The organism is Amycolatopsis ruanii (genome assembly GCF_003385175.1).
Lineage (GTDB): Bacteria > Actinomycetota > Actinomycetes > Mycobacteriales > Pseudonocardiaceae > Amycolatopsis_E > Amycolatopsis_E thermalba.
The window spans coordinates 118,881-142,651 of sequence record NZ_PQHY01000002.1 but is presented as its reverse complement, the minus strand read 5'-3'; the positions used below and the strand labels follow the sequence as shown (position 1 = coordinate 142,651).

General features: G+C 71.3%; 25 protein-coding genes and 1 tRNA gene. 10 read left to right on the top strand and 16 right to left on the bottom strand.

The features are described 5' to 3' along the window. The first annotated feature begins 347 nt into the window (after positions 1-347). Positions 348-1,217, top strand: a complete 870-nt coding sequence (locus D0D28_RS01800; RefSeq protein ID WP_116109469.1) for an MIP/aquaporin family protein — start codon at positions 348-350, stop codon at positions 1,215-1,217. Here the strand turns inward: D0D28_RS01800 and D0D28_RS01795 are convergent. Next, positions 1,214-2,707: a GAF domain-containing protein gene (locus tag D0D28_RS01795; RefSeq protein ID WP_094004645.1), complete on the bottom strand. Its 1,494-nt coding sequence runs from the start codon at positions 2,705-2,707 to the stop codon at positions 1,214-1,216. The genes D0D28_RS01800 and D0D28_RS01795 overlap by 4 nt on opposite strands. Positions 2,708-2,868: 161 nt before the next feature. Between D0D28_RS01795 and adh the strand changes: the two genes are divergently transcribed. From adh to D0D28_RS01770, 5 genes are all read left to right on the top strand, one after another. After that, a complete protein-coding gene (gene adh, locus D0D28_RS01790) occupies positions 2,869-4,392 on the top strand; it encodes an aldehyde dehydrogenase (RefSeq protein ID WP_116109468.1) in 1,524 nt (507 codons plus the stop codon). 2 nt (positions 4,393-4,394) lie between these two features. Continuing rightward, complete coding sequence (locus D0D28_RS01785) at positions 4,395-4,763, top strand: DUF779 domain-containing protein (RefSeq protein ID WP_198958174.1); 369 nt, start codon at positions 4,395-4,397, stop codon at positions 4,761-4,763. A 10-nt stretch (positions 4,764-4,773) separates the two neighbouring features. After that, on the top strand, positions 4,774-6,636 hold the full coding sequence (locus D0D28_RS01780) for a propionyl-CoA synthetase (RefSeq protein WP_116109467.1): 1,863 nt from the start codon (positions 4,774-4,776) through the stop codon (positions 6,634-6,636). A gap of 18 nt (positions 6,637-6,654) precedes the next feature. Then, positions 6,655-6,885, top strand: a complete 231-nt coding sequence (locus D0D28_RS01775; RefSeq protein WP_094004642.1) for a hypothetical protein — start codon at positions 6,655-6,657, stop codon at positions 6,883-6,885. A gap of 101 nt (positions 6,886-6,986) precedes the next feature. Further along, entirely contained in the window at positions 6,987-7,367 is a 381-nt protein-coding gene (locus D0D28_RS01770; protein WP_233157162.1) for a hypothetical protein, read from the top strand. Between the two features lie 18 nt (positions 7,368-7,385). Here the strand turns inward: D0D28_RS01770 and D0D28_RS01765 are convergent, their stop codons facing one another. From D0D28_RS01765 to D0D28_RS01750, 4 genes are all read right to left on the bottom strand, one after another. Further along, positions 7,386-7,820, bottom strand: coding sequence for a hypothetical protein (locus D0D28_RS01765; RefSeq protein ID WP_233157161.1), 435 nt, complete (start codon positions 7,818-7,820; stop codon positions 7,386-7,388). Positions 7,821-7,915: 95 nt separating this feature from the next. Further along, a tRNA-Leu gene (locus D0D28_RS01760) sits at positions 7,916-7,989 on the bottom strand. A 69-nt stretch (positions 7,990-8,058) separates the two neighbouring features. Then, a complete protein-coding gene (locus tag D0D28_RS01755; protein WP_162830510.1) occupies positions 8,059-9,384 on the bottom strand; it encodes an NAD(P)/FAD-dependent oxidoreductase in 1,326 nt (441 codons plus the stop codon). Positions 9,385-9,468: 84 nt separating this feature from the next. After that, the gene (locus D0D28_RS01750) at positions 9,469-10,209 is read right to left on the bottom strand and encodes a uracil-DNA glycosylase (protein ID WP_094004640.1); all 741 of its coding nucleotides are present in this window, start codon (positions 10,207-10,209) and stop codon (positions 9,469-9,471) included. Between D0D28_RS01750 and D0D28_RS01745 the strand changes: the two genes are divergently transcribed. The 3 genes from D0D28_RS01745 to D0D28_RS36470 all read left to right on the top strand — a co-directional run bounded on the left by D0D28_RS01745 (position 10,208) and on the right by D0D28_RS36470 (position 12,235). Further along, a complete protein-coding gene (locus D0D28_RS01745) occupies positions 10,208-11,680 on the top strand; it encodes a S10 family peptidase (protein ID WP_116109466.1) in 1,473 nt (490 codons plus the stop codon). The genes D0D28_RS01750 and D0D28_RS01745 overlap by 2 nt on opposite strands. A gap of 218 nt (positions 11,681-11,898) precedes the next feature. Then, positions 11,899-12,027, top strand: a complete 129-nt coding sequence (locus tag D0D28_RS37260; RefSeq protein ID WP_255407865.1) for a hypothetical protein — start codon at positions 11,899-11,901, stop codon at positions 12,025-12,027. Beyond that, positions 12,020-12,235 (top strand): PASTA domain-containing protein, encoded by a 216-nt coding sequence (locus D0D28_RS36470; protein ID WP_233157159.1) that lies wholly within the window; start codon positions 12,020-12,022, stop codon positions 12,233-12,235. Before D0D28_RS37260 ends, D0D28_RS36470 begins: the two co-directional genes overlap by 8 nt. Before the next feature lie 76 nt (positions 12,236-12,311). Here D0D28_RS36470 and D0D28_RS35455 read toward each other — a convergent pair whose 3' ends face one another. The 8 genes from D0D28_RS35455 to D0D28_RS01705 form a co-directional block, all read right to left on the bottom strand. After that, a complete protein-coding gene (locus D0D28_RS35455; RefSeq protein WP_158224402.1) occupies positions 12,312-12,470 on the bottom strand; it encodes a hypothetical protein in 159 nt (52 codons plus the stop codon). 133 nt (positions 12,471-12,603) lie between these two features. Continuing rightward, on the bottom strand, positions 12,604-14,322 hold the full coding sequence (locus D0D28_RS01735) for a S8 family serine peptidase (protein ID WP_429728183.1): 1,719 nt from the start codon (positions 14,320-14,322) through the stop codon (positions 12,604-12,606). Between the two features lie 338 nt (positions 14,323-14,660). Further along, positions 14,661-15,614, bottom strand: coding sequence for a Ppx/GppA phosphatase family protein (locus D0D28_RS01730; protein WP_116109464.1), 954 nt, complete (start codon positions 15,612-15,614; stop codon positions 14,661-14,663). Between the two features lie 9 nt (positions 15,615-15,623). Continuing rightward, positions 15,624-16,703, bottom strand: coding sequence for a lytic transglycosylase domain-containing protein (locus tag D0D28_RS01725; RefSeq protein ID WP_240323036.1), 1,080 nt, complete (start codon positions 16,701-16,703; stop codon positions 15,624-15,626). 719 nt (positions 16,704-17,422) lie between these two features. Beyond that, on the bottom strand, positions 17,423-17,944 hold the full coding sequence (locus tag D0D28_RS01720) for a DUF501 domain-containing protein (protein WP_116109462.1): 522 nt from the start codon (positions 17,942-17,944) through the stop codon (positions 17,423-17,425). A gap of 27 nt (positions 17,945-17,971) precedes the next feature. After that, positions 17,972-18,514, bottom strand: coding sequence for an FtsB family cell division protein (locus tag D0D28_RS01715; RefSeq protein ID WP_162830512.1), 543 nt, complete (start codon positions 18,512-18,514; stop codon positions 17,972-17,974). Between the two features lie 9 nt (positions 18,515-18,523). After that, positions 18,524-19,810 (bottom strand): phosphopyruvate hydratase, encoded by a 1,287-nt coding sequence (gene eno / locus D0D28_RS01710; RefSeq protein WP_094004598.1) that lies wholly within the window; start codon positions 19,808-19,810, stop codon positions 18,524-18,526. A 78-nt stretch (positions 19,811-19,888) separates the two neighbouring features. Next, positions 19,889-20,341 (bottom strand): VOC family protein, encoded by a 453-nt coding sequence (locus D0D28_RS01705; protein ID WP_094004597.1) that lies wholly within the window; start codon positions 20,339-20,341, stop codon positions 19,889-19,891. Between the two features lie 84 nt (positions 20,342-20,425). On the opposite strand from D0D28_RS01705, the gene D0D28_RS01700 reads away from it, so the two are divergent. After that, positions 20,426-20,830, top strand: coding sequence for a tetratricopeptide repeat protein (locus D0D28_RS01700; protein WP_094004596.1), 405 nt, complete (start codon positions 20,426-20,428; stop codon positions 20,828-20,830). Between the two features lie 116 nt (positions 20,831-20,946). Here the strand turns inward: D0D28_RS01700 and D0D28_RS01695 are convergent, their stop codons facing one another. The 3 genes from D0D28_RS01695 to D0D28_RS01685 all read right to left on the bottom strand — a co-directional run bounded on the left by D0D28_RS01695 (position 20,947) and on the right by D0D28_RS01685 (position 23,681). Continuing rightward, entirely contained in the window at positions 20,947-21,615 is a 669-nt protein-coding gene (locus D0D28_RS01695; protein WP_116109461.1) for a hypothetical protein, read from the bottom strand. Positions 21,616-21,747: 132 nt separating this feature from the next. Continuing rightward, on the bottom strand, positions 21,748-22,704 hold the full coding sequence (locus D0D28_RS01690; protein ID WP_094004594.1) for a MazG family protein: 957 nt from the start codon (positions 22,702-22,704) through the stop codon (positions 21,748-21,750). Continuing rightward, entirely contained in the window at positions 22,701-23,681 is a 981-nt protein-coding gene (locus D0D28_RS01685) for a SurA N-terminal domain-containing protein (protein ID WP_369806790.1), read from the bottom strand. Before D0D28_RS01685 ends, D0D28_RS01690 begins: the two co-directional genes overlap by 4 nt. Positions 23,682-23,771: the final 90 nt, after the last annotated feature.

The following is a 23,771-nucleotide window of genomic DNA, read 5'->3' as shown; positions in this document are numbered from 1 at the left end:
TTCCGGGCAGCGAGTCGGCACCTCCCGCGCGGCGAGTTGCCGCTCCCGGCGGCGAGCTGGCCCCTCCCGGCGCCGCGTTCGCCCCTCCCGCTGGCGTGTTGGCCGCCTCGCGCGGCGTGCTCCCACTCGTCCCCGGTCCCGGCGACGCGTCGGCCCCCTCGCAGCGGCGCGTCGGCCACTCCCAGCGACGAGTCCGCCGCCCCGGCGACGCGTTCGCCGCCCCCGGCGCGTTCCCAAACCCCCTCGGCGACCGCGCCGAGCCACGGCGGCTGGGGCAGCGGCGCAACGTCGGTGCAACCCGCGTCTTCGCATCGTGTGCGGCACCCGACTGCGTCAAGGAGGACCCAGTGACCGATGTGGCACCCCTGCGCCGACCCTCCGCCCTGAACCGGCTGACCGGTGGCCGCGGCGATCTGCTCGCCGAGTTCTTCGGCACGTTCCTGCTCATCGGGCTCGGCGACGCGTGCGTCGCGATGGCCGTGGCCGGCCTGCCCGGCTCCGGCCGCACCGCCGGGGCCACCACGATCTTCCAGGGCACCGGCGACTGGCTGCTCATCGTGTGGGGCTGGGCGTTCGCCGTGGCCTTCGCGGTGTACGTCGCGGGCGGGGTCAGCGGCGCGCACCTCAACCCGGCGGTGACGCTCGCGATGGCCGTGCGCCGCCGGTTCCCGTGGCGCAAGGTGCCCGGCTACTGCGGCGCGCAGCTGGCCGGCGCGTTCACCGGCGCCGCGCTCGTGTACGCCGTTTACCACCCGGCGATCAGCGCGTTCGACGCCGCGGCCGGGACGCCGAAGAGCGAAGCCACGTTCTCGATCTTCGCGACCGTCCCGGCGCCCTACTTCTCGAACTGGTTCGGTCCGCTGCTCGACCAGGTCGTGGGCACCGCCGTGCTGCTGGTCGTGGTGCTCGCCCTGATCGACGCGCGCAACAAGGCAATCTCCCCCAAGATGGGCCCGCTGCTGATCGGGTTCACGGTGGCCGCGATCGGGCTGTCCTACGGCGCGAACGCCGGGTATGCGATCAACCCGGCGCGCGACTTCGGGCCGCGGCTGTTCGCGTTCTTCGCCGGCTGGGGCGACACCGCGATGACCGGCTACCTGTGGGTGCCGATCGCCGGCCCGCTGGTCGGCGCCGTTGTCGGGGCCGTGCTGTACGACTTCTTCATCGGCGACGTGCTGCACGCGCGGCAGGTGGCCGAGGAGAAGTTCGTGAGCTAGTCCTCGCCGAGGAGCCACTCCAGGCGGGCCGTCGCGACGGCCCGCCTGGGGTCGGCCGCCGGAAGCCGCCGGGTCAGGTGCTCGAACACCTCGACGTCGTCCCGGCCGGTCTCGCTCTGCGCGAACGCCCACAGCACGTCCGGGCCGGGGTGCCCGAGCACCGCGGCGCGCACGGCGGCCACCAGCTGCTCCCGCTCGGCGCGGATGGCCGGCGCGTCCGACCGGTTCAGCAGCGGCGCCGGGCAGGCCGCCACCGCCGCCGCCACGTCACCGCTGTTCAACGCCGCGCGCACGCGCAGGAAATCGGCGTCGACCTCGGCGCGCAGCTGGTACGGCTTGGCCCGCATCGCGTCGCCGCCGAGCTGGCCGCGCAGCCGGTGGATCTCCGCCCGCACGGTCGTCGGGTTGCCGTCGTCGCCGTAGAGCTGGAACGCCAGCTGCTCGGCGGTCAGCCCGGACGGGTGCAGCGCGAGCAGGGCCAGGATCTCCGCGCGCCGCAGGGTGAGCGGCAGCTCGCGGCCGTTGATCACGGCGGCCGGGTTGTCACCCAGGAAGGACAGCTCCAGCGTCGGCCGCCGCGTGGCCGTCGTCGACCGGACCCGCAGCAGGTAGCCCTCCGGCAGCGGCTCGACGTGCGCCTCCCGGCCGTCGTCGAGCAGCACCCGGTCGGCGTCCACCGCGACCCGCTTCGGCAGGCGCCCGAGCCGGTCGGCGGCGATCACCCGCCCGGTCGGGGTGAGCAGCGCGCCCGGCTCGCCACGCAGCCGCGCGAGGTGCGGCATGTTTTTCGTCAGCAGCTGGCCGTCCAGCCACTCCATCCGCCGCCGCAGGTGGCTCTCCGCGAGCTGCGCGGTGGCGTTGACCAGCGAAATCGTCGCCGGGTGCAGCGTGTCGAGCAGGCCGCTGACGTCGATCGCGCCGAGCAGGTCGCCGGTGTCCGGGTCGTGGATCGGGGCCGCCGCGCAGGTCCAGCCGTGGTAGGTCCGCACCAGGTGCTCGGCCGAGTAGATCTGCACCGGGGCGTCCAGCGCGAGCGCGGTGCCCATCGCGTTGGTGCCGATCGCCCGTTCCGACCAGCCGGTCCCCTCGCACAGCCCGACCGGGTCCGCCTGGCTGCACAGGCTCGCCGGGCCCTCGCGCCACAGGATCGTGCCGTCGGCGTCGGTGACGATCATGACGTGGCGGGACTCGTCGGCGATGCTGCCCAGCAGTTCGCGCAGGGTCGGCAGAACGGCGTGCAACGGGTGGGCGTCGCGGACGTCGGCCACCTCGTCGGGTGCGTAGACGATCGGCGGCCGGAAGTCGTCCGGATCGATGTGCGCGGCGAGTGACCGCTGCCAGGATTCGTGAATCACCGGACGGGGTGACACGGGCGCGCGGGAACCACTCAGGGTTGCTTCGCGAACCTGTTGCAGCACTTCGAACTGCGCCATCGGATCCGACGCCAGGTGCAGCGCCGTGGGGGCGGTGTTCACGGTTTCGGCGTCCATTCAGCACTCCGGCGGCGTCGGCGGGACTGGCCCCAGCAGCATGCCGGGCGGATCGCGGATTCGGCAACCGTTGCAACGACGCTGCAACGTCGCCTTCCCTAGCTTGGCGCCCGGTGCGCCGAAGCCGTTCGCACCGAACACCCGATCCAGGAGGCAGGCTCATGACGAAGTACGCCGCGCCGGGCGAAACCGGCAGCGTCGTCGCGTTCGAACCGCGGTATGACCACTTCATCGGCGGCGAGTACGTCCCGCCGGCCAAGGGCGAGTACTTCGAGAACCCGACACCGGTCACCGGCAAGACCTTCACCGAGGTCGCGCGCGGCACCGCCGAGGACGTCGACCGCGCGGTCGCCGCGGCCACCGGCGCCGCCGTCGCGTGGGGCCGCACCTCCCCCGCCGAGCGCGCCGCCGTGCTGCTCAAGATCGCCGACCGGATGGAGGCCAACCTCGAGAAGCTCGCGGTCGCCGAGTCCTGGGAGAACGGCAAGCCGGTCCGCGAGACCCTGGCCGCCGACATCCCGCTGGCCATCGACCACTTCCGCTACTTCGCCGGCGCCATCCGCGCCCAGGAGGGCGGTATCTCGCAGATCGACGCGGACACCGTGGCCTACCACTTCCACGAGCCGCTCGGCGTGGTCGGCCAGATCATCCCGTGGAACTTCCCGATCCTGATGGCGACCTGGAAGCTCGCGCCCGCGCTGGCCGCGGGCAACTGCGTGGTCCTCAAGCCGGCCGAGCAGACCCCGGCCTCGATCCACGTGCTGCTGAGCCTGATCGCGGACGTGGTCCCGGCCGGCGTGATCAACGTCGTCAACGGGTTCGGCGTCGAGGCGGGCAAGCCGCTGGCCCAGCACAAGGGCATCCGCAAGGTCGCCTTCACCGGGGAGACCACCACCGGCCGGCTGATCATGCAGTACGCCAGCGAGAACATCATCCCGGTCACCTTGGAGCTGGGCGGCAAGAGCCCGAACATCTTCTTCGCCGACGTCGCGGCCGAACAGGACGCGTTCTACGACAAGGCGCAGGAGGGCTTCGCGATGTTCGCCCTCAACCAGGGCGAGGTCTGCACCTGCCCGTCGCGGGCGCTGATCCAGTCGTCCATCTACGACCGGTTCGTTTCGGACGGCGTCGCCCGGGTGGAGAAGATCAAGCAGGGCCACCCGCTGGACACCGACACGATGATCGGCGCGCAGGCGTCCAACGACCAGTTCGAGAAGATCCTGTCCTACATCGACATCGGCAAGCAGGAGGGCGCGCAGGTCCTCACCGGCGGCGGCAAGGCCGACCTCGGCGGCGAGCTGTCCGGCGGCTACTACATCCAGCCGACGGTCTTCGCCGGGGACAACAAGATGCGGATCTTCCAGGAGGAGATCTTCGGCCCGGTCGTGTCGGTGACGAAGTTCGACGACTACGACGACGCCATCAAGATCGCCAACGACACGCTGTACGGGCTGGGCGCCGGTGTCTGGTCGCGTGACGGGAACACCGCGTTCCGCGCCGGCCGGGAGATCCAGGCCGGTCGCGTGTGGACGAACTGCTACCACGCCTACCCGGCGCACGCGGCGTTCGGTGGTTACAAGCAGTCCGGCATCGGGCGCGAGACGCACAAGATGATGCTCGACCACTACCAGCAGACGAAGAACCTGCTGGTGTCGTACTCGCCGGACGCGCAGGGATTCTTCTGATCATGAGCCGGGTGGATCTCACCGACGCCGCCGCCGACCTGCTGCGGCGGCTGGCCGGACGGCACGGTCCGCTGATGTTCCACCAGTCCGGTGGGTGTTGCGACGGCAGCGCACCGATGTGCTACCCGGCCGGGGAGTTCCGCACCGGTGGGTCCGACGTGCACCTCGGCGATCTCACGGTCGCCGGCGTGCCGGATCCGATCCCGGTGTGGATGTCGGCCGCCCAGTTCGAGTACTGGAAGCACACGCACCTGACCATCGACGTGGTGCCCGGCCGGGGCAGCGGGTTCTCGCTGGAGGCCCCGGAGGGTGTGCGGTTCCTGATCCGGTCGCGGTTGCTGACCGACGAAGAGTTGTCTCGATTGGACTGAAAGGACGGGCATGGGCGGGTACGCCGGCGTCTACGAGGAGAGTCTGCGTGATCCGGAGGGCTTCTGGCTGGCGGCCGCTTCGGCGATCAGCTGGTCACGGCAGCCGGGTCGCGCACTGGACGCCGCGCGCCCGCCCTGGTACCGGTGGTTCCCCGACGGCAGGCTCAACACCTGCTACAACGCGCTGGACCGGCACGTCCGGGCCGGGCACGGCGACCGGGACGGGTTGATCTACGACTCGCCGGTGACCGGTTCTTCCGCGCGGTACACGTATTCCGAGTTGCTGGACGAGGCGTCGCGGTTCGCCGGTGCGCTGCGCGGGCTCGGTGTCCGGCGCGGCGACCGGGTGGTGATCTACCTGCCGATGATCCCGCAGGCGGTGATCGCGATGCTGGCGTGCGCGCGGCTGGGCGCGGTGCACTCGGTGGTGTTCGGCGGGTTCGCGCCGAAGGAGCTGGCGGTGCGGATCGCCGACGCGCGACCGAAGGTCGTGGTCTGCGGATCGTGCGGCATCGAGCCGACGCGGGTGATCGAGTACAAGCCCATTGTGGACGAAGCGGTGGCGTTGTCCGGTGAATCGCCCGAGGTGGTGGTGTTCCAGCGGGAGCACGTGCGGGCGACGCTCCGGCCGGGCGAGCACGACTGGAACGCGTTGGTGGAGTCGGCGTCTCCAGTGTCCTGTGTGGAGGTTGCGGCGACGGACCCGTTGTACGTGCTGTACACGTCGGGGACGACGGGCAAGCCGAAGGGTGTGGTGCGGGACAACGGTGGTCACGCGGTCGCGCTGGCGTGGTCGATGGCGAACATCTACGACATCGGGCCGGGGGACGTGTGGTGGACCGCGTCCGACGTCGGGTGGGTCGTCGGGCACTCCTACATCGTGTACGGACCGCTGCTGGCGGGCGCGACGACCGTGCTGTACGAGGGGAAGCCGGTCGGCACGCCCGATGCCGGGGCGTTCTGGCGGGTGATCTCGCAGTACGGGGTGAAGGCGCTGTTCACGGCGCCGACGGCGATGCGGGCGATCAAGAAGGTGGACCCGTCGGGCTCGTTGCTGCGTGCGATGCCTTCGTTGCGGACGCTGTTCCTGGCCGGCGAGCGGCTGGATCCGGAGACGTACCAGTGGGCTTCTTCGGCTTTGGACGTGCCGGTGGTGGATCACTGGTGGCAGACCGAAACGGGGTGGGCGATCGCGGCCAGCCCGCGTGGCCTGGAGCCGCTGCCGTTGAAGCCGGGTTCGCCGAGCGTGCCGATGCCGGGGTACGACGTGCGGATCCTGTCGGAGTCCGGCGAGGAGGTGCCGCGTGGGTCGGAGGGCGCGGTGTGCGTCCGGTTGCCGCTGCCGCCGGGCACGCTGCTGGGCCTGTGGAACGACGACGAGCGGTACCTCTCGTCATACCTGTCCCGCTATCCCGGCTACTACCTGACCGGCGACGGTGGATATGTCGACGAGGACGGCTACCTGTTCGTGATGGGCCGGACGGACGACGTGATCAACGTGGCCGGCCACCGCCTGTCGACGGGTGCGATGGAGGCGGTGCTGGCGGCGCATCCCGCGGTGGCGGAGTGCGCGGTGGTCGGGGTGGCGGATTCGTTGAAGCGCCAGTTGCCGCGGGGTTTCGTGGTGCTGAAGGCGGGCGCGTCCGCGGAGGGCCTGGAGGAGGAACTGGTAGCCGCCGTCCGCCGCGACATCGGTGCCGTAGCAGCCTTCCGCTCCGTGACGATCGTCGACGCGCTACCGAAGACGAGGTCGGGAAAGATCCTGCGCAAGTCGATCCGGGGCATCGTGGAAGGCCGCTCGGAACCAATCCCGTCGACGATCGAGGACCCAGCGGTGCTGGAAAAGCTACGCGAGCTGCTTTCAGGGGCGTAGGGATTCGCCGGATCCTCGATGCCCCAGGCGAAGTTCCACGTCCACCCGCGTCCCGTCCCGCAGCACGGCACGCGTCAGGACGCCGTCGCGCTGCCGGAGCAGCTGGGTGATCGCGTCATCCCGCGGCTTCTTGCGGACACTCTTGCCAAGCCGCCGTGCGCGATGCCGGATCCGCTGGGTTGCCCCGGCCTCGGCCAGATGTTCCAGGAGGTCGATCAGCCCCGCGACCCCACACCAGCGCGAGCCTGAGCAGCCGGTCCCAGGGCGGCGGAGTGGGCGCCCCCGCGGTCAGCCGCGCGACGTCGGAACAGCGCTGTTCGAGGACAGGGAGCAGGTCTCATACTGATCACGTGAGGCTGCGGACCCACATCGCCAACTCGCCGGAGGTGTCCGACCACCGGTTGGCCCCCTACCGCGAGCGCGTCGCGCGGCTGCTCGACTCGGACGGCCACCCGGCGGGCTACCTGATGTTGGTCGCGGACGTCTGGTACGAGGCCCTCGGCCCGTGGTGGCGCCGCCGGTGGTCCGCGGGCCAGGAGCGGCTCAACTGGTGGGCAGAGGTGCTCACCGACGGCGAGTGGACCTGGAGCGACGGCGGCTGGCTCGACATCGAGGAGGCGGTGGCCGAGCTGTCCTCCGGCACCTTCGACTTCTACGGCCGCGAACTCACGATCGCCTGGCTGGACGGCGAGGAGGCCGCCGAGGTGCGAAACCGGATCTTCGGCCGCTGAGCGCGCCGCCACTCCACCTCAGGCCGACTCGTCGCGCACGAGCCGGCGAAGCCGCCTGACCTCGGCGATGAGCCGTGGCACGTCGGTTCTGGCCGCAGCGATGAAGCGGGCGTTCTCGTCCCACCGCTCGTCGGCACCGCACACGTACCGCGGGTGCTGGACCAACGTGGCGGCGATGACCGTCCCGGGGTCGAAGTTCGCCCGGTCGCCGACATGCTCCTCGTCAGGGATCGTGCTGATCGCCACGAGGTTCATCGCCCAGTCGTCGTCGAGGAGGTGGAAGTACCAAGGCCCCGGAGTGGTCGCGTTGATCCGGGCTTCGATCGAGCTCAACTCGTGGTCGCTCAACGATCCGGATTCATCCGCCATCGCCACGGGAACATCCTCCCTCGGACCCCGACGCGCAAGGCGCAATGCAGCCGAGGCGACCTGAAGACGCCGGGTGCGGTCCAAGCGCGATGTCGTTACCCGAGAACACCACTTCCTGTGAGTCCCCGGGACCGGGGGGCCGACGATCCTCAGCCCCAGCCCGCTGACCTGCGGTTCAGTGCCCCCGACGGGGTTCGAACCCGCACTGAATCGATTTTAAGTCGACTGCCTCTGCCGGTTGGGCTACGGGGGCACCGTCAGCCTAAGCGAACGGTGCCCGCGACCCCAGCGCAGGTCAGCACATCCCGGCCCGCACCGCAGGTCAGGACTTCGAAGCCCGCGCGAACTCTTCCTTCGGGTTGTTGATCTGCCCCAGCGACACGACCTCACGCCGGAACAGGCCGCCCAGCATCCAGTCCAGCAGGATGCGCACCTTGCGGTTGAACGTGGGCATCGCCTTGAGGTGGTAGCCCCGGTGGAACAGCCAGGCCGGGAAGCCCTTGATCTTCAGGTTCAGCGCGTCCGCCACACCCTTGTGCAGGCCCAGCCCGGCCACCGCACCGAGGTTCTTGTGGAAGTAGTCCGTCGGCTGGCCGCCGCGCAGCACCTTGATGATGTTCTTCGCCAGGTGCCGCGCCTGCCGGACCGCGTGCTGCGCGTTCGGCGGGCAGGTGGCCGTCGGGTCGGACTCGGTGCGCGACAGGTCCGGCACGGCCGCGTTGTCACCCGCGGTCCACACGTCCGGGTGGCCGACGACCTGCAGCGCGGCGGTCGCCTCGACGCGGCCGCGCTTGTCGATCGGCAGGTCCGAGTTGGCCAGCACCGGGTTGGCCTTCACACCCGCGGTCCAGATGATCGTGTCGCTGTCGAACTCGGTGCCGTCGGACAGCACGACGTGCCCGTTCTCGAACGACTTCGCCGCGGTCGACAGGTAGACCTCGATGCCGCGCTTCTCCAGCTGCTCGACCGTCCACACGCCGAGGGTCTCACGGACCTCGGGCAGGATCCGGCCGGCGGCCTCGACCAGCACCCAGCGGATGTCCTCCGGCTGGATGTTCTCGTAGTACCGCGTCGCGAACCGGGTCATGTCCTCGAGCTCGGCCAGCGCCTCGATGCCCGCGAACCCGCCGCCGACGACGGTGAAGGTGAGCAGGCGCTTGCGCAGCTCCGGATCCAGCGTGCTGGCCGCCTCGTCGAGCTTGGTCAGCACGTGGTTGCGCAGGTAGATGGCCTCACCGATGGTCTTGATGCCGATGCCCTCTTCGGCCAGGCCGGGGATCGGCAGCAGCCGGGCGACGGCGCCGAGCGCGACCACGAGCACGTCGTAGTTCAGCTGCTCGATGTGCCCGTCGGCGGCCTCGACCGTGACGGTCTTGCGCTCGTGCTCGATCTTGTTGACCCGCGCCGTGAGCACGTGGCAACGCTTGAGCACTCGCCGCAGCGGCACCACGACGTGGCGCGGTTCGATGGCCCCAGCCGCCGCTTCCGGCAGGAACGGCTGATAGGTCATGTGCGGCTGAGGGTCGACGATCGTCACGGAGGCTTCGTTGGCGCGGAGCTTCTTCTGGAGTCCCAACGCGGTGTAGAGCCCGACGTAACCGCCACCCAGAATGAGGATCCGAGTCGGTTCCGACTTCGCTGCGGCCATAGACACATCTTCCCACTCCCACAAGCCGGGCGCGCGTAGACCCTCCCCACCTGTGACCAGGGTCGCGGACCAGCGCGAAACGATTCAGAGGAGCCCGGCCACCGCGCCCGCACGGCCCAGCACGTCCCGCAACTTGGCCGGGGTGAGGCGTCCGGTGAAAGTGTTCTGCTGCGAGACGTGAAATGACCCAAAAAGGTGAAGATCAGGGGTCCCCGGCAGGACGAAGTGAGCGCCGTGGCCGAACTTGGGCGCCGGTTTCGGCACCGTCCAGGTCTGCGCGAGCACCGGCAGCAGCGCCTGCCAGCCGAACGCGCCGAGCACGACGACCGCGCGGAGTGTCGGAAGTAACAGCTCGAACTCCCGCACCAGCCAGGGACGGCAGTTGTCCCGCTCCGACGGCAGCGGCTTGTTGGCCGGCGGGGCGCACTTGACCGGCGCGGTGATCCGCACGCCCTTGAGTTCCAGGCCGTCGCCGATGTGGGTCGAGGTCGGCTGGGAAGCCAGGCCCAGGTCGTAAAGCGCCTGGTAGAGGAAGTCGCCGGAGCGGTCACCGGTGAACATGCGGCCGGTGCGGTTGGCGCCGTGGGCGGCGGGCGCGAGCCCGACGATGGCCAGCGACGCGTCCGCCGGCCCGAACCCGGGCACCGGCCGTCCCCAGTACGTCCAGTCGGCGAAGGCGGCCCGTTTGGTCGCGGCGACCTCCTCGCGCCAGGCCACCAGGCGCGGGCAGCGGCGGCACCCGGTGACCGCCGTGTCCAGTTCGGCCAGGGTGTGGAGCTTTCGTCGGGTCACATCGTCAGTGTGCTCCGCTAGGTTGGCGATCATGCCGGAAACCCCCGAAGAGGAGACGAAGACCGAGGCCGCGCCCGAACCGAGCGACGACCTCGTCACCACCCAGCACACGCTCACCGTCAAGCGGCGCAAACTGTCCTACACCGCGCAGACCGGACGAATCGTGCTGCGCAAGGAAGTGCACACCGACGGCAAGTTCGACGGGCACGCCGCCAAGGCCGAGGTGTTCCTCACCTCCTACACGCTCGACGGCGCGGAGCCGGGTTCGCGGCCGGTGACGTTCGCCTTCAACGGCGGCCCGGGCTCGGCGAGCGTGTGGCTGCACATGGGCGTGCTGGGGCCGCGCCGGGTGGTCTCCGGCGACGTCGACTCGCCCGAGCCGCCGCCGTACCGGGTGGCCGACAACCCGGAGACGCTGCTGGTGCACAGCGACCTGGTGTTCATCGACCCGGTGTCCACCGGCTACTCGCGGCCGAAGAAGGGCGAGAGCGCCAAGGACTTCCACGGGTTCACCGCGGACGTGGAAGCGGTCGCGGAGGTCATCCGGCTGTGGACGTCGCGCAACGGGCGGTGGCTGTCGCCGAAGTACCTGGCCGGCGAGTCGTACGGCACGCTGCGCGCGGCGGCGCTGGCCGGGCACCTGCAGGAGCGGCACGGGTTCTACCTGAACGGGCTGATGCTCATCAGTTCCGTGCTGGACATGGGCACGATCCGCTTCACCGAGGGCAACGACCAGCCGTACCCGCTGTTCGTGCCGACGTACGCGGCGATCGCGCACTACCACGGCAAGCACGGCAAGCGGAAGCTGGCCGACGTGCTGGCCGAGGCGGAGGAGTTCGCCGCGCGCGAGCTGCCGTGGGCGCTGCAGCGGGGTTCGCGGCTGACACCGGAGGAGAAGGCGGCGGCGGTGCGCAAGCTGGCGTCGCTGACCGGGCTGGACGAGTCCTATGTGGACCGGGTCAACCTGCGGATCGAGCACGTGCGGTTCTTCACCGAGCTGCTGCGGGAGCGCGGGCTGACCACGGGCCGGATGGACGGCCGCTTCACGACGTGGGAGCCGGACGGCGGACGCGAGCTGATGAGCGACGACGCGTCGGTGTCGCGGATCATCGGGGCGTATTCGGCTGGTTTCAACCACTACGTCCGGTCCGAGCTGGGGTACGAGAACGACCTGCCGTACGAGGTCCTGTCGATGGACGTGGTGCGGAACTGGTCCTACTCGGAGTTCGAGGGCCGCGCGGTGTCGGCGGTGGAGGCGCTCAGCGCGGCGATGCGGGCGAACCCCCACCTGAAGGTGCACGTGGCCCTGGGCTACTACGACGGCGCGACGCCCTACTACGCGGCCGAGCACGTCCTGGCGCACCTGCAGATCCCGGAGAACCTGCGGAGCAACATCGAGTCGGCCTACTACCCGGCCGGGCACATGATGTACGTGCACGAACCGTCGCGCGTGCAGCAGTCGAAGGACCTGGCCGACTTCGTGCGGTCGAGCAGCAACCGCTGACGAGTCGGGGGCCGCCTCGCGGTTCGAGGCGGCCCCCGACTCGCGATAACGGATCAAGAACGGTGTTCAATTCGGTGAAACGACCGTTCCCGCCGTCCCGACACACCTTGGGTGAACGTTGATCAACCCCGAGAGGCGGCTATGCGGGAGCGCAACAGGAGAACATGGCGGTGGGCGGCCGCGCCCGGAGCGGTTGTGCTCCTGGCGACCGTCGGTGCGTGCGGAGCCGGAACCTCGCCGGGAACGCCGGGCGGACCGACCGCGAGCAGTTCGGCGGCTCGGGCGAGCGCACCGAGTTCCGCGGCACGCACCACGGCCGGCTCGGCCGAGCTGATCACCGTGCCTGACGTGTCCGGGCTGAACCACCAGCAGGCCCAGGACACGATGCAGGCCGCTGGCCTGTACAACCTGCGCGAAGTCGACGGGAAGGGCCTCGGCCGGGTGCTCGTCGTCGACAGCAACTGGGTTCAGGTCGGCCAGGACCCGCCCGCGGGCACCAAGGTCACCGCGGACACGGTGATCACCCTGACCGCGATCAAGTACACGGACCGCTGAACGCGAGAAGGGCCGCCCCGCCACCACGGGAGCTCCACCGCCGGTGGGACGGCCCACCGCGATACTCATCGCGCGGTCAGCCGCGCTCCTCGCGCCAGCGAACGGTCTCGACCGCGACGCTCACCACGGCCAGCACGCCGAGCAACCAGGCGACCCACGCGGGCCAGCCCAGTGCGAGCGCGGTGACGGACGAGCACACCGGTGTCACGGCGAAGATGTACGGGCGATGCCGCATGGCCGCTCCTCACTTTCCCGGTCCGGAACCGGTGATCGCGTCCGAGAAGTATAGCCCTGCTGACCTGCCGTGACGGCGCTCTTGGGCGGCCGCCCCGGGGCATCCACGCTCCCCGGAGCGGCCCCTCGACACCTCAGCCGCGCAGGTACGCGGCTCCCCGGGTCACCGCTGCGTACGCGTCCACCGCTCCGTGGCCGTAGAAGCCGTTGAACGAAGGCGTTCCCTGGCAGGTCGCGGTGTACGTCGCGTCGCGGCCTTCGTCCAGGTAGTCCACCGTCGGTGGCACCGGGCACGGGATCTCCGCCGCCGTCCCCTCGATCACCCGCTGCACCGCGTCCGGGCTCATCGTGAGACCGCCGCGGCCCGCCCGGCCGTACTCGGACACGATCAGCGCCGCCACCCCCGTCGCGTGCGGGGCGGCCATCGACGTGCCCTGCAGGAACTGGTAGTACGCGACCCGGCCGTCCTTCGTGACCGCCTTCTGCACGCCCGCGGCCGCACCGTCGGGAGTCACGTTGCCGTCCGCGTCGATCATGCCCTCCGCGACGCCCACGTTGCGCGGGTACGCGGACAGGATCTGGTTTTCGTTGGTGCGGTACCAGTCCGTGCCGAACCCGTCGCGGAAGAAGCCGCCCGGCGCGGACACCGAGATCTGCTCGGTGCCGTAGTTCGAGTAGTCCGCCTTCGCGCCGGACGGGCCGAACGCGGAGACCCCGATGGTGTGCGGCCCCTCGACCGGCAGCGACAGGCAGGTCGCGTTGTCGATCGTGCGGGGGTGGTTCGACGACGCCGGGTAGTCCGGGCTCGTCGTGTCCGGCTGCGGGGCGCCCAGGTCGGTGTGCTGGTTGCCCAGCGCCGCGACCTCGGTGACGCCCTTGCGGTAGGCGTAGTTCATCGCCCGCGTCACGGCCTCGGTGATGGTGCGCTGCTCCATCTGCTGCTCGGCCGAGTCGGCCGGGTTCGCGGCGCAGTTGTAGAGCCACGGGTCCACGTAGAAGGACATGTTGACGACGTCGATGCCCGCGTCGCCGGCGTAGGTCAGGGCGTCGACGACCGGCTGGAGGAAGAAGTACCCGGCGTCCTGGCCGGCGCGCAGGTTCACCAGCGTCACGTTCGGGGCGACCCCGGAGATGCCGAACCCGTCCGCGGCCGCGGCGATCGTGCCGGCGACGTGCGTGCCGTGCCCGTTGTCGTCGTGGTCGGCGGGGTCGACGCAGCCGCGGAACTCACACGGCCCGTCCACGACCGCGCCGGTCGGGTCGGCCGGGATGTCGCGGGTGAAGTTGCGGGACGCGGCGCGGTCGAAGTTCGGCGCGATGTCCGGGTGCGAGCCGTCGACGCCGGTGTCGATGACGCCGACCTTGACGCGCTTGTCGCCCGGCTGCACGGTGCGCGCCATGTCCGAGCGCACCGACTTCAGGCCCCACAGCTGGTCGTCCAGCGGGTCGGTGCCGGTGGCGGTGGTCGCGCCGCGGCTCCTCGGCGCCTGACGGCCTTCCTTTTCCACGTCGGACCGCTTCGGCGCGACCCTGCCGGTGGGCGCCTGGCCGATCGCCGTCGCCTTCGCCGCGCCGTAGACGTCGTCGTCGGCCGACACGCGCTGCACGAAACCGTTCGCCGGGGCGCTCGCGGTGATCAGGCCGACCGCGCGGTTGGTGCGCAACACGGTTCCGCCGGCGTCGCGGATCGCCTGCTCGGCGGCGGCGACACTCTGCTCACCGGCGGCCAGCACGGTGAACTCCGTGACCGGCCCGGACGGCGCGGCGGGTTGGGCACTCGCGCTGGGAAGAACGACGGCCCCGCCGATCAGCGGGACCGCGAGCGCCGCGACGAGCAACCTGGTTCGTCTCAAGGAACTCCTCCTCATCAGGGTGAAGAGGAAGTTACCTCCGCGAACAGGCGAACCGGTACGAAAACCCTACCTTCGTCGGGTGCCGAACAGGCCGCGCGCTCGGCGGCACCGGCCCCGGCGATCTGCCCGGCCTCGCCGAACCGGGCGCTGCTCGGCCTCACGGGCTTCGCCGGTATCGCCCCCCGGCGGCGACCAGGCCGTGGCGGTTGCGCATCGCCGGCGGCAACCGGCCGCCGCGTCCGGATTGGGGGTGCCGTCGATCATGACGGCGCCGAGTTCGAGTGCCTTGCCGCCGGCCTCCCCGCGGCCGACGTGAGCCGGGTCTGGCGAACCGTGGCTCAGACGAGCGAGAGCGCGATACCGTCGAGGATGTCGTGCTCGCTGACGACCAGCTCGGCCGGCCCGCCGCGGCGGCCGATCTCCTCGGCGAGGATCTGCACGATCAGCCCGCCGCCGCCGATGACGTCCACCCGGCCGGGGTGGATCACCGGGTTCGTGGCGCGCGCCTCGTGGTCGGCCTCCAGCAGCTGCCCGGACACGCGCGTGATGTCGGCCGGGGTCAGGCGCGACAGGTGCGTCCGCTCCGAGTCGTACTCGGGCAGGTCCTGCGCCACCGCCGACAGCGTGGTCACCGTGCCCGCGACACCGATCCACGTCCGGGCCTTCGACACGTCCACCACGTCGAACGCCTCGGCCAGCACGCCGGTCGCGAACTCGCGCGCGGCGACGATCTCGTTGGAGGTGGGCGGGTCCGACTGCAGCGCCCGCTCGGTGATCCGCACGCAGCCGATGTCCACCGACTTCGCCGCGGTGATCGAGGCGCGCTTGCCGTCCCAGTCGCCGAGCACCAGCTCGGTCGAGCCGCCGCCGACGTCGACCACCAGGAACGGCCCGTCGTCGGGGTCCTGCTCGCCGCCGGCGCCCAGGAACGACAGCCGGGCCTCCTCGTCGCCGGAGATCACCTCGGCTTCGACGCCCAGCACCTCGCGCGTCATCGCGAAGAACTCGTCGCGGTTGCTCGCGTCGCGGGTCGCCGAGGTGGCGACCATGCGCACCTTCTCCACGCCCTTGCGGCGCGCGGCGATGGTGTAGTCCGTCAGCGCGTCACGGGTGCGCTGCAGCGCCTCGGGAGCCAGCCGGCCGCTGGCGTCCACGCCCTGCCCGAGCCGCACGATCCGCATCTCCCGATGCAGGTCACGCAGGTCGAAGGTGCCGTCGTGACGCTCGGTCAGCTCGGCCACCAGCAGACGGATGGAGTTCGTTCCACAGTCGATCGCGGCAACACGGGGCATGCGCCCACCCTACGGGGTGGGCCCGGTCGTCGATCCCGTGGTCGAGGTCTCCGCGCCCGTCTCCGGCGGCGCGCACGGCGACGGCGTCTCCGATGCCGGGGGTGTCGTGGTGGTGGTCGTCGAGGTCGGCGACGTGGTGGTCTCGCAGGTCGGCGAGGTTTCCGGTGGCGTGGTCGTCGTCGTGGTTGTCGTGGTCGTGGTCGTCGTGGTGCTGCCGGTGGTCGTGGTGGTGTTCAGGTCGGTGCGCCCGGCCGGCGAGGACGGGGTGGTGACCGGTGGGGCCGCGAGGATCGTCGGCGGCGGCGTCACCGCGGGCGGGGTGGGGACGGCGGTCGCGGAGGGCGCGCCGATCGGCACGTCGCTGTCCGGCAGCAGCGCGACGCCGCTGCGGTAGGCCTCGGCCCAGCGGATCACGGTCTCGACGTAGGCGTCGGAGTTGTTGTAGCGGTAGATGGCGGCGCGCAGCTGGGCCGGGTCGGCGAGGTCCAGTCCGCCGGAGCACAGGTAGCGCGCGGTGGCCAGGGTGGCGTCGTAGATGTTGTTCGGATCGGCGACGCCGTCGTGGTTGCCGTCGGCGGCGTAGAAGTTCCAGGTGGTCGGGATGAACTGGGTGGGGCCGACCGCGCGGTCCCACACCGTGTCGCGGTCCCAGCGGCCGTCGTCGCTGTCCGGGATCGCGGCCACCGGGCCGACGCCGTTGAGCTGCGGGCCGAGGATGGGCTCGCGGGTGGTGCCGTTCGCGTCGACGTACCCGCCGCGCGCGTGGTTGGACTCGATGCGGCCGATGCTCGCGATCAGCGCCCAGTCGATGTGGCACTCGGGTCGTTCCCGCGTCATCAGGTCGGCGGCGTTGCGGTAGGCCTTGAGCGCGGTGCCGGGGATGCCGAGCGGGCCGGCGGGGAGTTCCTCGGCGGGCACTGGTTCCGGCGGTTTGGGCAGCTCGCCGTTGACGCTGACGCGCAGGATCTCCGGTGGCGACCCTTGTACTGGGCCGATCGCGCGGGTCTGGTCGACCGGCGTGGTGGTCGACCAGGTCTCGGTGCCCCCGCCTGCCAGGCCGGCCGGGATGACGGCGAGGACGCCCCCCATCGCGGCGAGCGTGGTCTTGTGGGCGAGGCCGATTCTTCGCGCCTTGCGGCGGGCAGCCCTCACACGAGTCCGGCGCACATTCTCTTCCCTCCCCGAGCAGACGACACATCCGATGCTGAACGGCAGGATGTGAAGTCCGTGTTACTGCATGGTGCATCGCGGCGAGGGGGCGGAAGTGTTAGCCGGAAGTTCCAAAGCCGGTGGCGGTTCTTGTCGGCCGGATGCGGGTTTTGGCTCGTACGAACGGACCATTCGTGGGTGAGCGAGGGGGAATCTCGTTGAGCGCGAGGTGCCCAGCCGCGTGCCGTTGAACGGACCTTTCAAGCGGCGAACGGCCCACTCACGCGGCTACGACTGGCCCACTCACGCGGGAACGAACGGCCCACTCACGCGGTTGCCACTGGCCCACTCGCACAAGTGCGAGCCGTCCACTCGCGCGGTTGCGAGCCGGTCCGCTCGCATGGTTACGACTGGTCCACTCACGCGGGGTTGAACGGTCCGCTCCCGCAGGACCGAACGGTCCACTCACGCGAGCACGACTGACCCACTCGCACGAGATCGAACCGTCCACTCGCCCGGTTGCGACTGGCCCATTCACGCGAGAGCGGGCGCTGGTTCCCCCGCGAGTGCGGGAGCCGCGAGTACGGGCGCCACAACCGCCCCCCTCCGACCCAGACCCCAGCCCCCACGGGCGGACCGCCGCGAACGACCCCAGGCGGCTACCCCTCCGCGGCGCCGGCCGCGCAGTCGCCGCTTGGCCAGTCGTCCTTCAGCAGCTCCAGCGTCTCGTCGCCGAAGGGGTTCACCCCCGGGCCCATCGCGAGGCTGTGCGCGAGGTGCACGTGCAGACACTTGACCCGCCCCGGCATGCCGCCCGCCGTGACCTCGTGCCCCAGCGGCTCCAGCGCGTCCCGCTGGGCGAGGTACGACTCGTGCGCCCGCCGGTAGGCCGCCGCCAGCTCCTCATCGACCGCGAGCCGGTCGGTCATCTCCTTCATGATCCCGGACGCCTCGAGCCGCCCGACCAGCGACGTCAGCCGGGGGCACGTCAAGTAGTACAGCGTCGGGAACGGGGTGCCGTTCTCCAGCCGCGGGTTGGTCTGCACGACGGACGGGTGCCCGCTCGGGCAGCGCGCGGCCACCGCCCGCAGCGCACGCGCGGGCCGTCCGAGCTGCTCGGAGATGATGATCCGGTCGGCCTCGGTGACCAGTTCGAACGAGGGCAGGTCCGTCTTGCTCACGAACCCATTGTCGCAGCCACCGCCCGCTCAACCGCCGACGGTGCTCCACAGCTGCTGGTACCACGCGCCGTCACCGGAGGCCACCGGGTCCGGCTGCGCCTGCTCCTGCGCCTTGGGCGCGTCCTCGGGCAGCTGCACCATGTAGGGCGTCTCGCCGGGCATGACGTACCGCAGCCGCCGCCGTGCCTCCGCCTCGACCTGCGCCGGGTCGGACACCGCGGCCTTGCGCTGCTCCAGCAGTGCGACGTCGTGCTGCAGCTGCGCCTGCCGCTGCTCCTGCTCGGCCACCTCGGCGCGCTGCGCGAGGTAGGTGCGCAGCGGCACGGCGACCGTGAACGCCAGCGCGCACACCACGATCGCGAGCACCGCGGCCCGCCGCGTCGTGGACATCCCGAGCACGCGCGCCGCACCGGTGCCCGGCTTCCCCTGGCTCCGGCGCAGGCGCGCCTTCCCGGCGGCGACCCGCCGGGCGAGCTGCGGACGGCGCGCGGGCGCCCCCTCCGCACGACGGGCCGGTGAGCCCTCCGTGCGGCGGGGGCGCCTCGCGCGCTGGGTTCCGCGTTGCGTCATCTACCCCGGTCAGCTCTCCGTCGAGAACCGCGGGAACGCCAGCTCACCGGCGTAGCGGGCGGCGTCGCCGAGGGTCTCCTCGATGCGCAGCAGCTGGTTGTACTTCGCCACGCGCTCGCTGCGCGCCGGGGCACCGGTCTTGATCTGGCCGACGCCAGTCGCGACCGCGAGGTCGGCGATCGTGGTGTCCTCGGTCTCGCCCGAGCGGTGGCTCATCATCGACTTGTAGCCGCTGGAGGTGGCCAGCGCGATCGCGTCGAGGGTCTCCGACAGCGTGCCGATCTGGTTCACCTTCACCAGCAGCGCGTTCGCGGCGCCGCGGTTGATGCCGTCCTCGAGGCGGTCCGGGTTGGTGACGAACAGGTCGTCGCCGACGAGCTGGACGCGGTCGCCGATCTGCTGGGTCAGCGCGACCCAGCCGTCCCAGTCGTCCTCCGACAGCGGGTCCTCGATCGACACGAGCGGGTAGGCGTCCACCAGCTCCTGGTAGTAGGCGGCCAGCTGCTCGGCGGTGCGCTTGCTGCCCTCGAACGTGTAGGAACCGGCGGAGAAGAACTCGGTGGCGGCGACGTCCAGCGCCAGCGCGATGTCGCGGCCCGGCGCGTAACCGGCCTTCTCGATGGCCGTGGTGATCAGGTCCAGCGCCTCGCGGTTGCTGGACAGGCTCGGCGCGAACCCGCCCTCGTCCCCGAGACCGGTCGCCAGGCCGCGGCCCTTCAGCACCGACTTGAGCGAGTGGTACACCTCGGTGCCCCAGCGCAGCGCCTCGCGGAACGACTCCGCGCCGATCGGGGCGATCATGAACTCCTGGATGTCCACGTCGGTGTCGGCGTGCGCGCCACCGTTGAGGATGTTCATCATCGGCACCGGCAGCACGTGCGCGTTCGGGCCGCCCAGGTAGCGGAACAGCTCCAGCTCGGCCGATTCGGCGGCGGCCTTCGCCACCGCGAGCGAAACGCCCAGCAGCGCGTTCGCGCCCAGGCGGGACTTGTCCGGGGTGCCGTCCAGGTCGACCAGCTTCTGGTCCACGATCCGCTGGTCGACGGCGTCGACCCCGGCCAGCTCCGGGCCGATCTCGTCGAGCACCGCGGCGACCGCGCGCTCGACACCCTTGCCGTTGTAGCGCTTGGGGTCACCGTCGCGCAGCTCGACGGCCTCGTGTTCGCCGGTGGACGCGCCCGACGGAACGGCGGCCCGCGCCAGCGTGCCGTCGTCGAGAGCCACCTCCACCTCAACGGTCGGGTTGCCACGCGAATCCAGGATCTCGCGCGCGCCTACCTGCTCAATGACCGCCACAACTGCTCCTCATCGGTTTGTCCAGCGAAGACGCGACCAGCGTAGCCGCCATCGCCGTTCACCCGGTGGAGGCACGCGTCACTCGCCGGCCCGGACCTCCTGCCACCCGGACGGCAGATCCGCGGTGTCCGAGATCTGCTGCCAGAACGTCCAGCTGTTGCCCCCGCAGTCCAGCACGGTGAACACGCGCGCGCCGTAGGGCTGGTCCTGCGGCGGCGGCACGTCGCAGCCCTCGCCCAGCGCCGCGCAGACGTGCTCGTGCTGCGCGTCGGCGTCGGGCACGTACACGACGTTGAGCTGCCCGACCGGACGGTCCACGCCCTTGGCCTCCCAGTAGTCGGAGCCGACGGCGGCGAGCAGGATCTCGGCGTCACCGGCGCCGACCACGGCCTGGAAGACCTGGCCGGAGGCGTCCACGTAGCGGACCTTCTCGGTGAAGCCGAAGACGCGCACCAGCCAGTCCAGCGCCTCCGTGGCATCCGTGTAGTACAGGTAGGGCGAGAGTCCCAGATACCGCGGTTCTTCGCTCATGACCGGTTAGTGCATCATGCCGCCCCGAGCCACCCTCTTCGCCCCTGCCGAAACGCGCTTGTCGGGGGTAACGTCGATCAGAAGATGGATGACTCAGAGACCCCGCGGGGAACAGCAGGCCGGCACCCGCTGCACGCGTTTCGCGAGGCGGAGGATCTCGTCGAGAAGCGCCGTCCGCTGGACGCGCTGAAGGCGCTCCAACCGGTGCTGGAGGCCGAGCCGGACAAGCCGAGCGTCCAGCTGCTGGCCGGGCGCGCCTACTTCCACTCCGCGCAGCTCAACCGCGCCGAGCAGGCGCTGACGCGGGTGCTGGAACTCGATCCGTCGGACCACTACGCCCGCTTCGTGCTGGGACGCACGCTCCAAAGGTTGGGACGGCTGGTCGAAGCTCTGGGACAGCTGCGCATGGCCTGGGCGATGAACCCGGTGCCGGAGTACCAGGACGCGTTGTCCGAGGTGAATGCGCGGGTTCGGTTGCGGGAGGGCTGATCTCGGGCGTCCGCTGGGCACGTCGCCGTGTTGGGTGGCGGTTCAAAGATCAAGGGATGTCCTCACCGGACGGGCAGGCTCCGGGATGACCACCCAGCTCGGGTTGTGTTCAAAGATCAAGCGCGTGGCGCTGCCTTGGCGAGGGTGGTGGCGGTGTCGAAGATCAGCTGCGCCTGCGGCGCCAGAGTGGGGCTGCCGGTGATCGCGGCCCACCAGCCTTGCGGGGTGGCCAGGTCGGCGCCCGTCGAGCAGAGGGATCTCGCCACCGTCAGCGCCGCGTCGTCGATGTCCTTCGGGTCCGGTTGCTTTCCGTCGCCCGTGGCGCGGGCCGACCACTGCTTCCACGTCTCCTCCGGCACCGGGAGCGGGCCGGTGCCGACCGCTTCCGCCTGGCCGATCGCGGCGAGCGTGGTCCAGGACAGGTGGCATCCGGACCACTCCGCGCGCATCCACATCTCCGCCCGGCCGTAGCCGGCGAGCAGGCGGGCCGGCAGCTTCGTCGCCGCGGCGACCTCGTTCGACCAGGTGTCCAGCGCCTTCAGGTCCGACTCGCGCGGGCGGTCCTCCGGAGCGAGCCGGGCCGGCGGCGGTGCCGTCGCGCCCACCGGTGGCTCCGAGGTCCGCGCGGCCAGCGCCGGCTGGACCGGCGGCGGGTCCTCGCCGGGACGCGTCACGCCGATGGTCAGGATGAGCACCAGCCCGGTGCCGGCCATCGCCGCCCCGATGAGGACGCGGAGGGAAAACCGCCGGATCCGGGCGTCCCCCGGCTGAGTGGGTTCTGCCACCCGAACAGGTTATCCAGTCCCCCTGCCGGAGGGATCACACAACCGAAAAGTAGCGGCCGATCGGCGAGGTTACCCGATCCGGCGAACAAGATCGGGATGAACTCCCGGAGCAGCGGGGCCGGCGCTGTCCGGCTACTGGGGCGAGTCGCTGTTCGGCTGAGGCCAGTGGGCGCGCCACGCGTCGGCGGCCATCGACGCCGGGTCGAGGCCGGCCGCGCGGGCCGACTTCTCCGCCGACCGCACGTCCGCCGCGAACCGCTTCGCCACCGCACGCAACTCGCCCTCCGGATCGACGCCCGAGCGCCGCGCGGAAGCTGCCAGCCGGAACAGCTGCTCGGCGGACGAGTCGCCGCCGGGGAACAGGTCCGCGGGCAGCCCGGCACGGCCGGTGCGTTGCCCCAGCTTCCCCGCCAGCGCCACCGCCGGCTGGCCGAGCGCCACACCGTCCACACTGGACTCACGTCGCTTCTCGGCCTGCTTCAGCTCCTCCCAGCGCACCTGCTGGTGCGCCGCGGTGTGCACGCGCTCGGCGTCGGTGAACACGTGCGGGTGCCTGCCGACCAGCTTGGCGACCAGTGCGTCGGCCACCGCGTCGATGTCGAACGGGTCGCCGGCGTCCTCGGCCGCGACGCGCGCGTGGAACAGCACCTGGAGCAGCACGTCACCCAGCTCCTCGCGCAGCGCGGCGCGGTCGCCCTCCTCGATCGCGTCCAGCAGCTCGTAGGTCTCCTCGACCAGGTACTGCCGCAGCGAATCGTGCGTCTGCTCGGCGTCCCACGGGCACCCGCCCGGCGAGCGCAGCCGGTCCATCACCCGCGCGGCCTCGACCAGGCCCGCCCCGGGCGGCTGCGTGATCACCCGGGAACCGGCCCGCACCAGGGCGGCCACCGCCGGATCCGCGGCGTCCGCGGCGAACAGCACCACCGGCCCGGGCTCGGCGGCCAAGTCCTCCGGCGCCGGCTTCGCGCCCAGCAGATCGGCCAGCTCACTGTCGAGACCCGACGCGTACACCGCGTGCGCGCCACGCAGGAACGGCATGGCCGCCGGCGGGATCCCGGCGTCCGGGTAGGGCAGGAGCACGACCGTCACGGCTGCGCGGCACCCTTCACCGGCACCACGACGCCGGTGGTCTCGGCGCTGCTCGGGGCGAGGTTCATGGCCACAGGATCCCACACGCCGTAGCGCGGGTTGATGCGAACGCCGGCCTCCTCGACGTACGGCTGGAGCAGCCGCTGCCCGATGGCCGCGAGCTGCGCCGGCGACGGCTGCACGGCCTGCTCGCCCGACGACGGCGCGTTCAGGTTCCGCTCACGCACGATCGCCACGATCCACACCGCCTGCTCCTGGCTCGGCTGGAACGCGACCACCGTGCCCGGCGGCACCCCGAACAGGACCAGCGTGGCGAGGTCCGGGGCCTGCGCGGCGGGAACCGCTTCACCGACGCTCGTCCGGACCCCCGCGGCCGCGTCGGCGCGGATGACCTCGGCGGCCGCCGCCGGGCTCGCGGCCATCTGCTCCGCCTTGGCGATCGCCTGCTCCCGCCGGTCGAGCGGCTGGGCGCCACCGAGATCGGAGGACACCGAGGTGTAGTCGAAGGTGACCGACATGCGGTCGAGGTACTTCTGCCCCAGCGCCTGCAGCAGCAGGCTGTCGGTGATCACCTCGCGGTGGTCGCGCACCCGGTTGGCGATCTGCTGCGCCAGCTGCGACGGATCCGCGCCCGCCGTGGACACCGGATCGGCCAGCGGGTCGTCGGCGAGGAACTGGTCGAGCAGCCGCGGGTCGACGGCCAGGCCCTCCCGCTGGGCGGCGCGCGCGAGGACGTCGTGGACCACCAGCTGACGCACGATCTCGCGGCCGAGCAGGTCCAGCTTGTGCTGCTGGGACAGCTGCTGCGCGGCCGGCTGCTCCAGCACGGCCTTGTCCAGCAGGTCCTGCACCTGGTCGACGGTGATCTCGCGGTCGCCGACGATCACGGCGGCGCCCACCTGGCTCGGCCCGGACCCGCACCCGGCGAGCAGCAGGCAGGCGGCGAGCGCGGCGAGGAGCGATCGGGAGCGACCCATGATCCGCATCACAGGCGTTACCCTCTCACACCCGCCCGCGCCGCGGGACTCCCGCGCGGAAAATGCGGACGAATATTGTTGAACGATCCT

Excerpts from the sequence above, each read along its gene's own strand:
- D0D28_RS01795 (WP_094004645.1), bottom strand. The coding sequence starts at position 2,707 with ATGGACGCCGAAACCGTGAACACCGCCCCCACGGCGCTGCACCTGGCG.
- adh (WP_116109468.1), top strand. The coding sequence starts at position 2,869 with ATGACGAAGTACGCCGCGCCGGGCGAAACCGGCAGCGTCGTCGCGTTC.
- D0D28_RS01785 (WP_198958174.1), top strand. The coding sequence starts at position 4,395 with ATGAGCCGGGTGGATCTCACCGACGCCGCCGCCGACCTGCTGCGGCGG.
- D0D28_RS01780 (WP_116109467.1), top strand. The coding sequence starts at position 4,774 with ATGGGCGGGTACGCCGGCGTCTACGAGGAGAGTCTGCGTGATCCGGAG.
- D0D28_RS01775 (WP_094004642.1), top strand. The coding sequence starts at position 6,655 with ATGCCCCAGGCGAAGTTCCACGTCCACCCGCGTCCCGTCCCGCAGCAC.
- D0D28_RS01755 (WP_162830510.1), bottom strand. The coding sequence starts at position 9,384 with ATGGCCGCAGCGAAGTCGGAACCGACTCGGATCCTCATTCTGGGTGGC.
- D0D28_RS01745 (WP_116109466.1), top strand. The coding sequence starts at position 10,208 with ATGCCGGAAACCCCCGAAGAGGAGACGAAGACCGAGGCCGCGCCCGAA.
- D0D28_RS01750 (WP_094004640.1), bottom strand. The coding sequence starts at position 10,209 with ATGATCGCCAACCTAGCGGAGCACACTGACGATGTGACCCGACGAAAG.
- D0D28_RS35455 (WP_158224402.1), bottom strand. The coding sequence starts at position 12,470 with ATGCGGCATCGCCCGTACATCTTCGCCGTGACACCGGTGTGCTCGTCC.
- D0D28_RS01730 (WP_116109464.1), bottom strand. The coding sequence starts at position 15,614 with ATGCCCCGTGTTGCCGCGATCGACTGTGGAACGAACTCCATCCGTCTG.
- D0D28_RS01725 (WP_240323036.1), bottom strand. The coding sequence starts at position 16,703 with ATGGGGGGCGTCCTCGCCGTCATCCCGGCCGGCCTGGCAGGCGGGGGC.
- D0D28_RS01715 (WP_162830512.1), bottom strand. The coding sequence starts at position 18,514 with ATGACGCAACGCGGAACCCAGCGCGCGAGGCGCCCCCGCCGCACGGAG.
- D0D28_RS01705 (WP_094004597.1), bottom strand. The coding sequence starts at position 20,341 with ATGAGCGAAGAACCGCGGTATCTGGGACTCTCGCCCTACCTGTACTAC.
- D0D28_RS01700 (WP_094004596.1), top strand. The coding sequence starts at position 20,426 with ATGGATGACTCAGAGACCCCGCGGGGAACAGCAGGCCGGCACCCGCTG.
- D0D28_RS01685 (WP_369806790.1), bottom strand. The coding sequence starts at position 23,681 with ATGGGTCGCTCCCGATCGCTCCTCGCCGCGCTCGCCGCCTGCCTGCTG.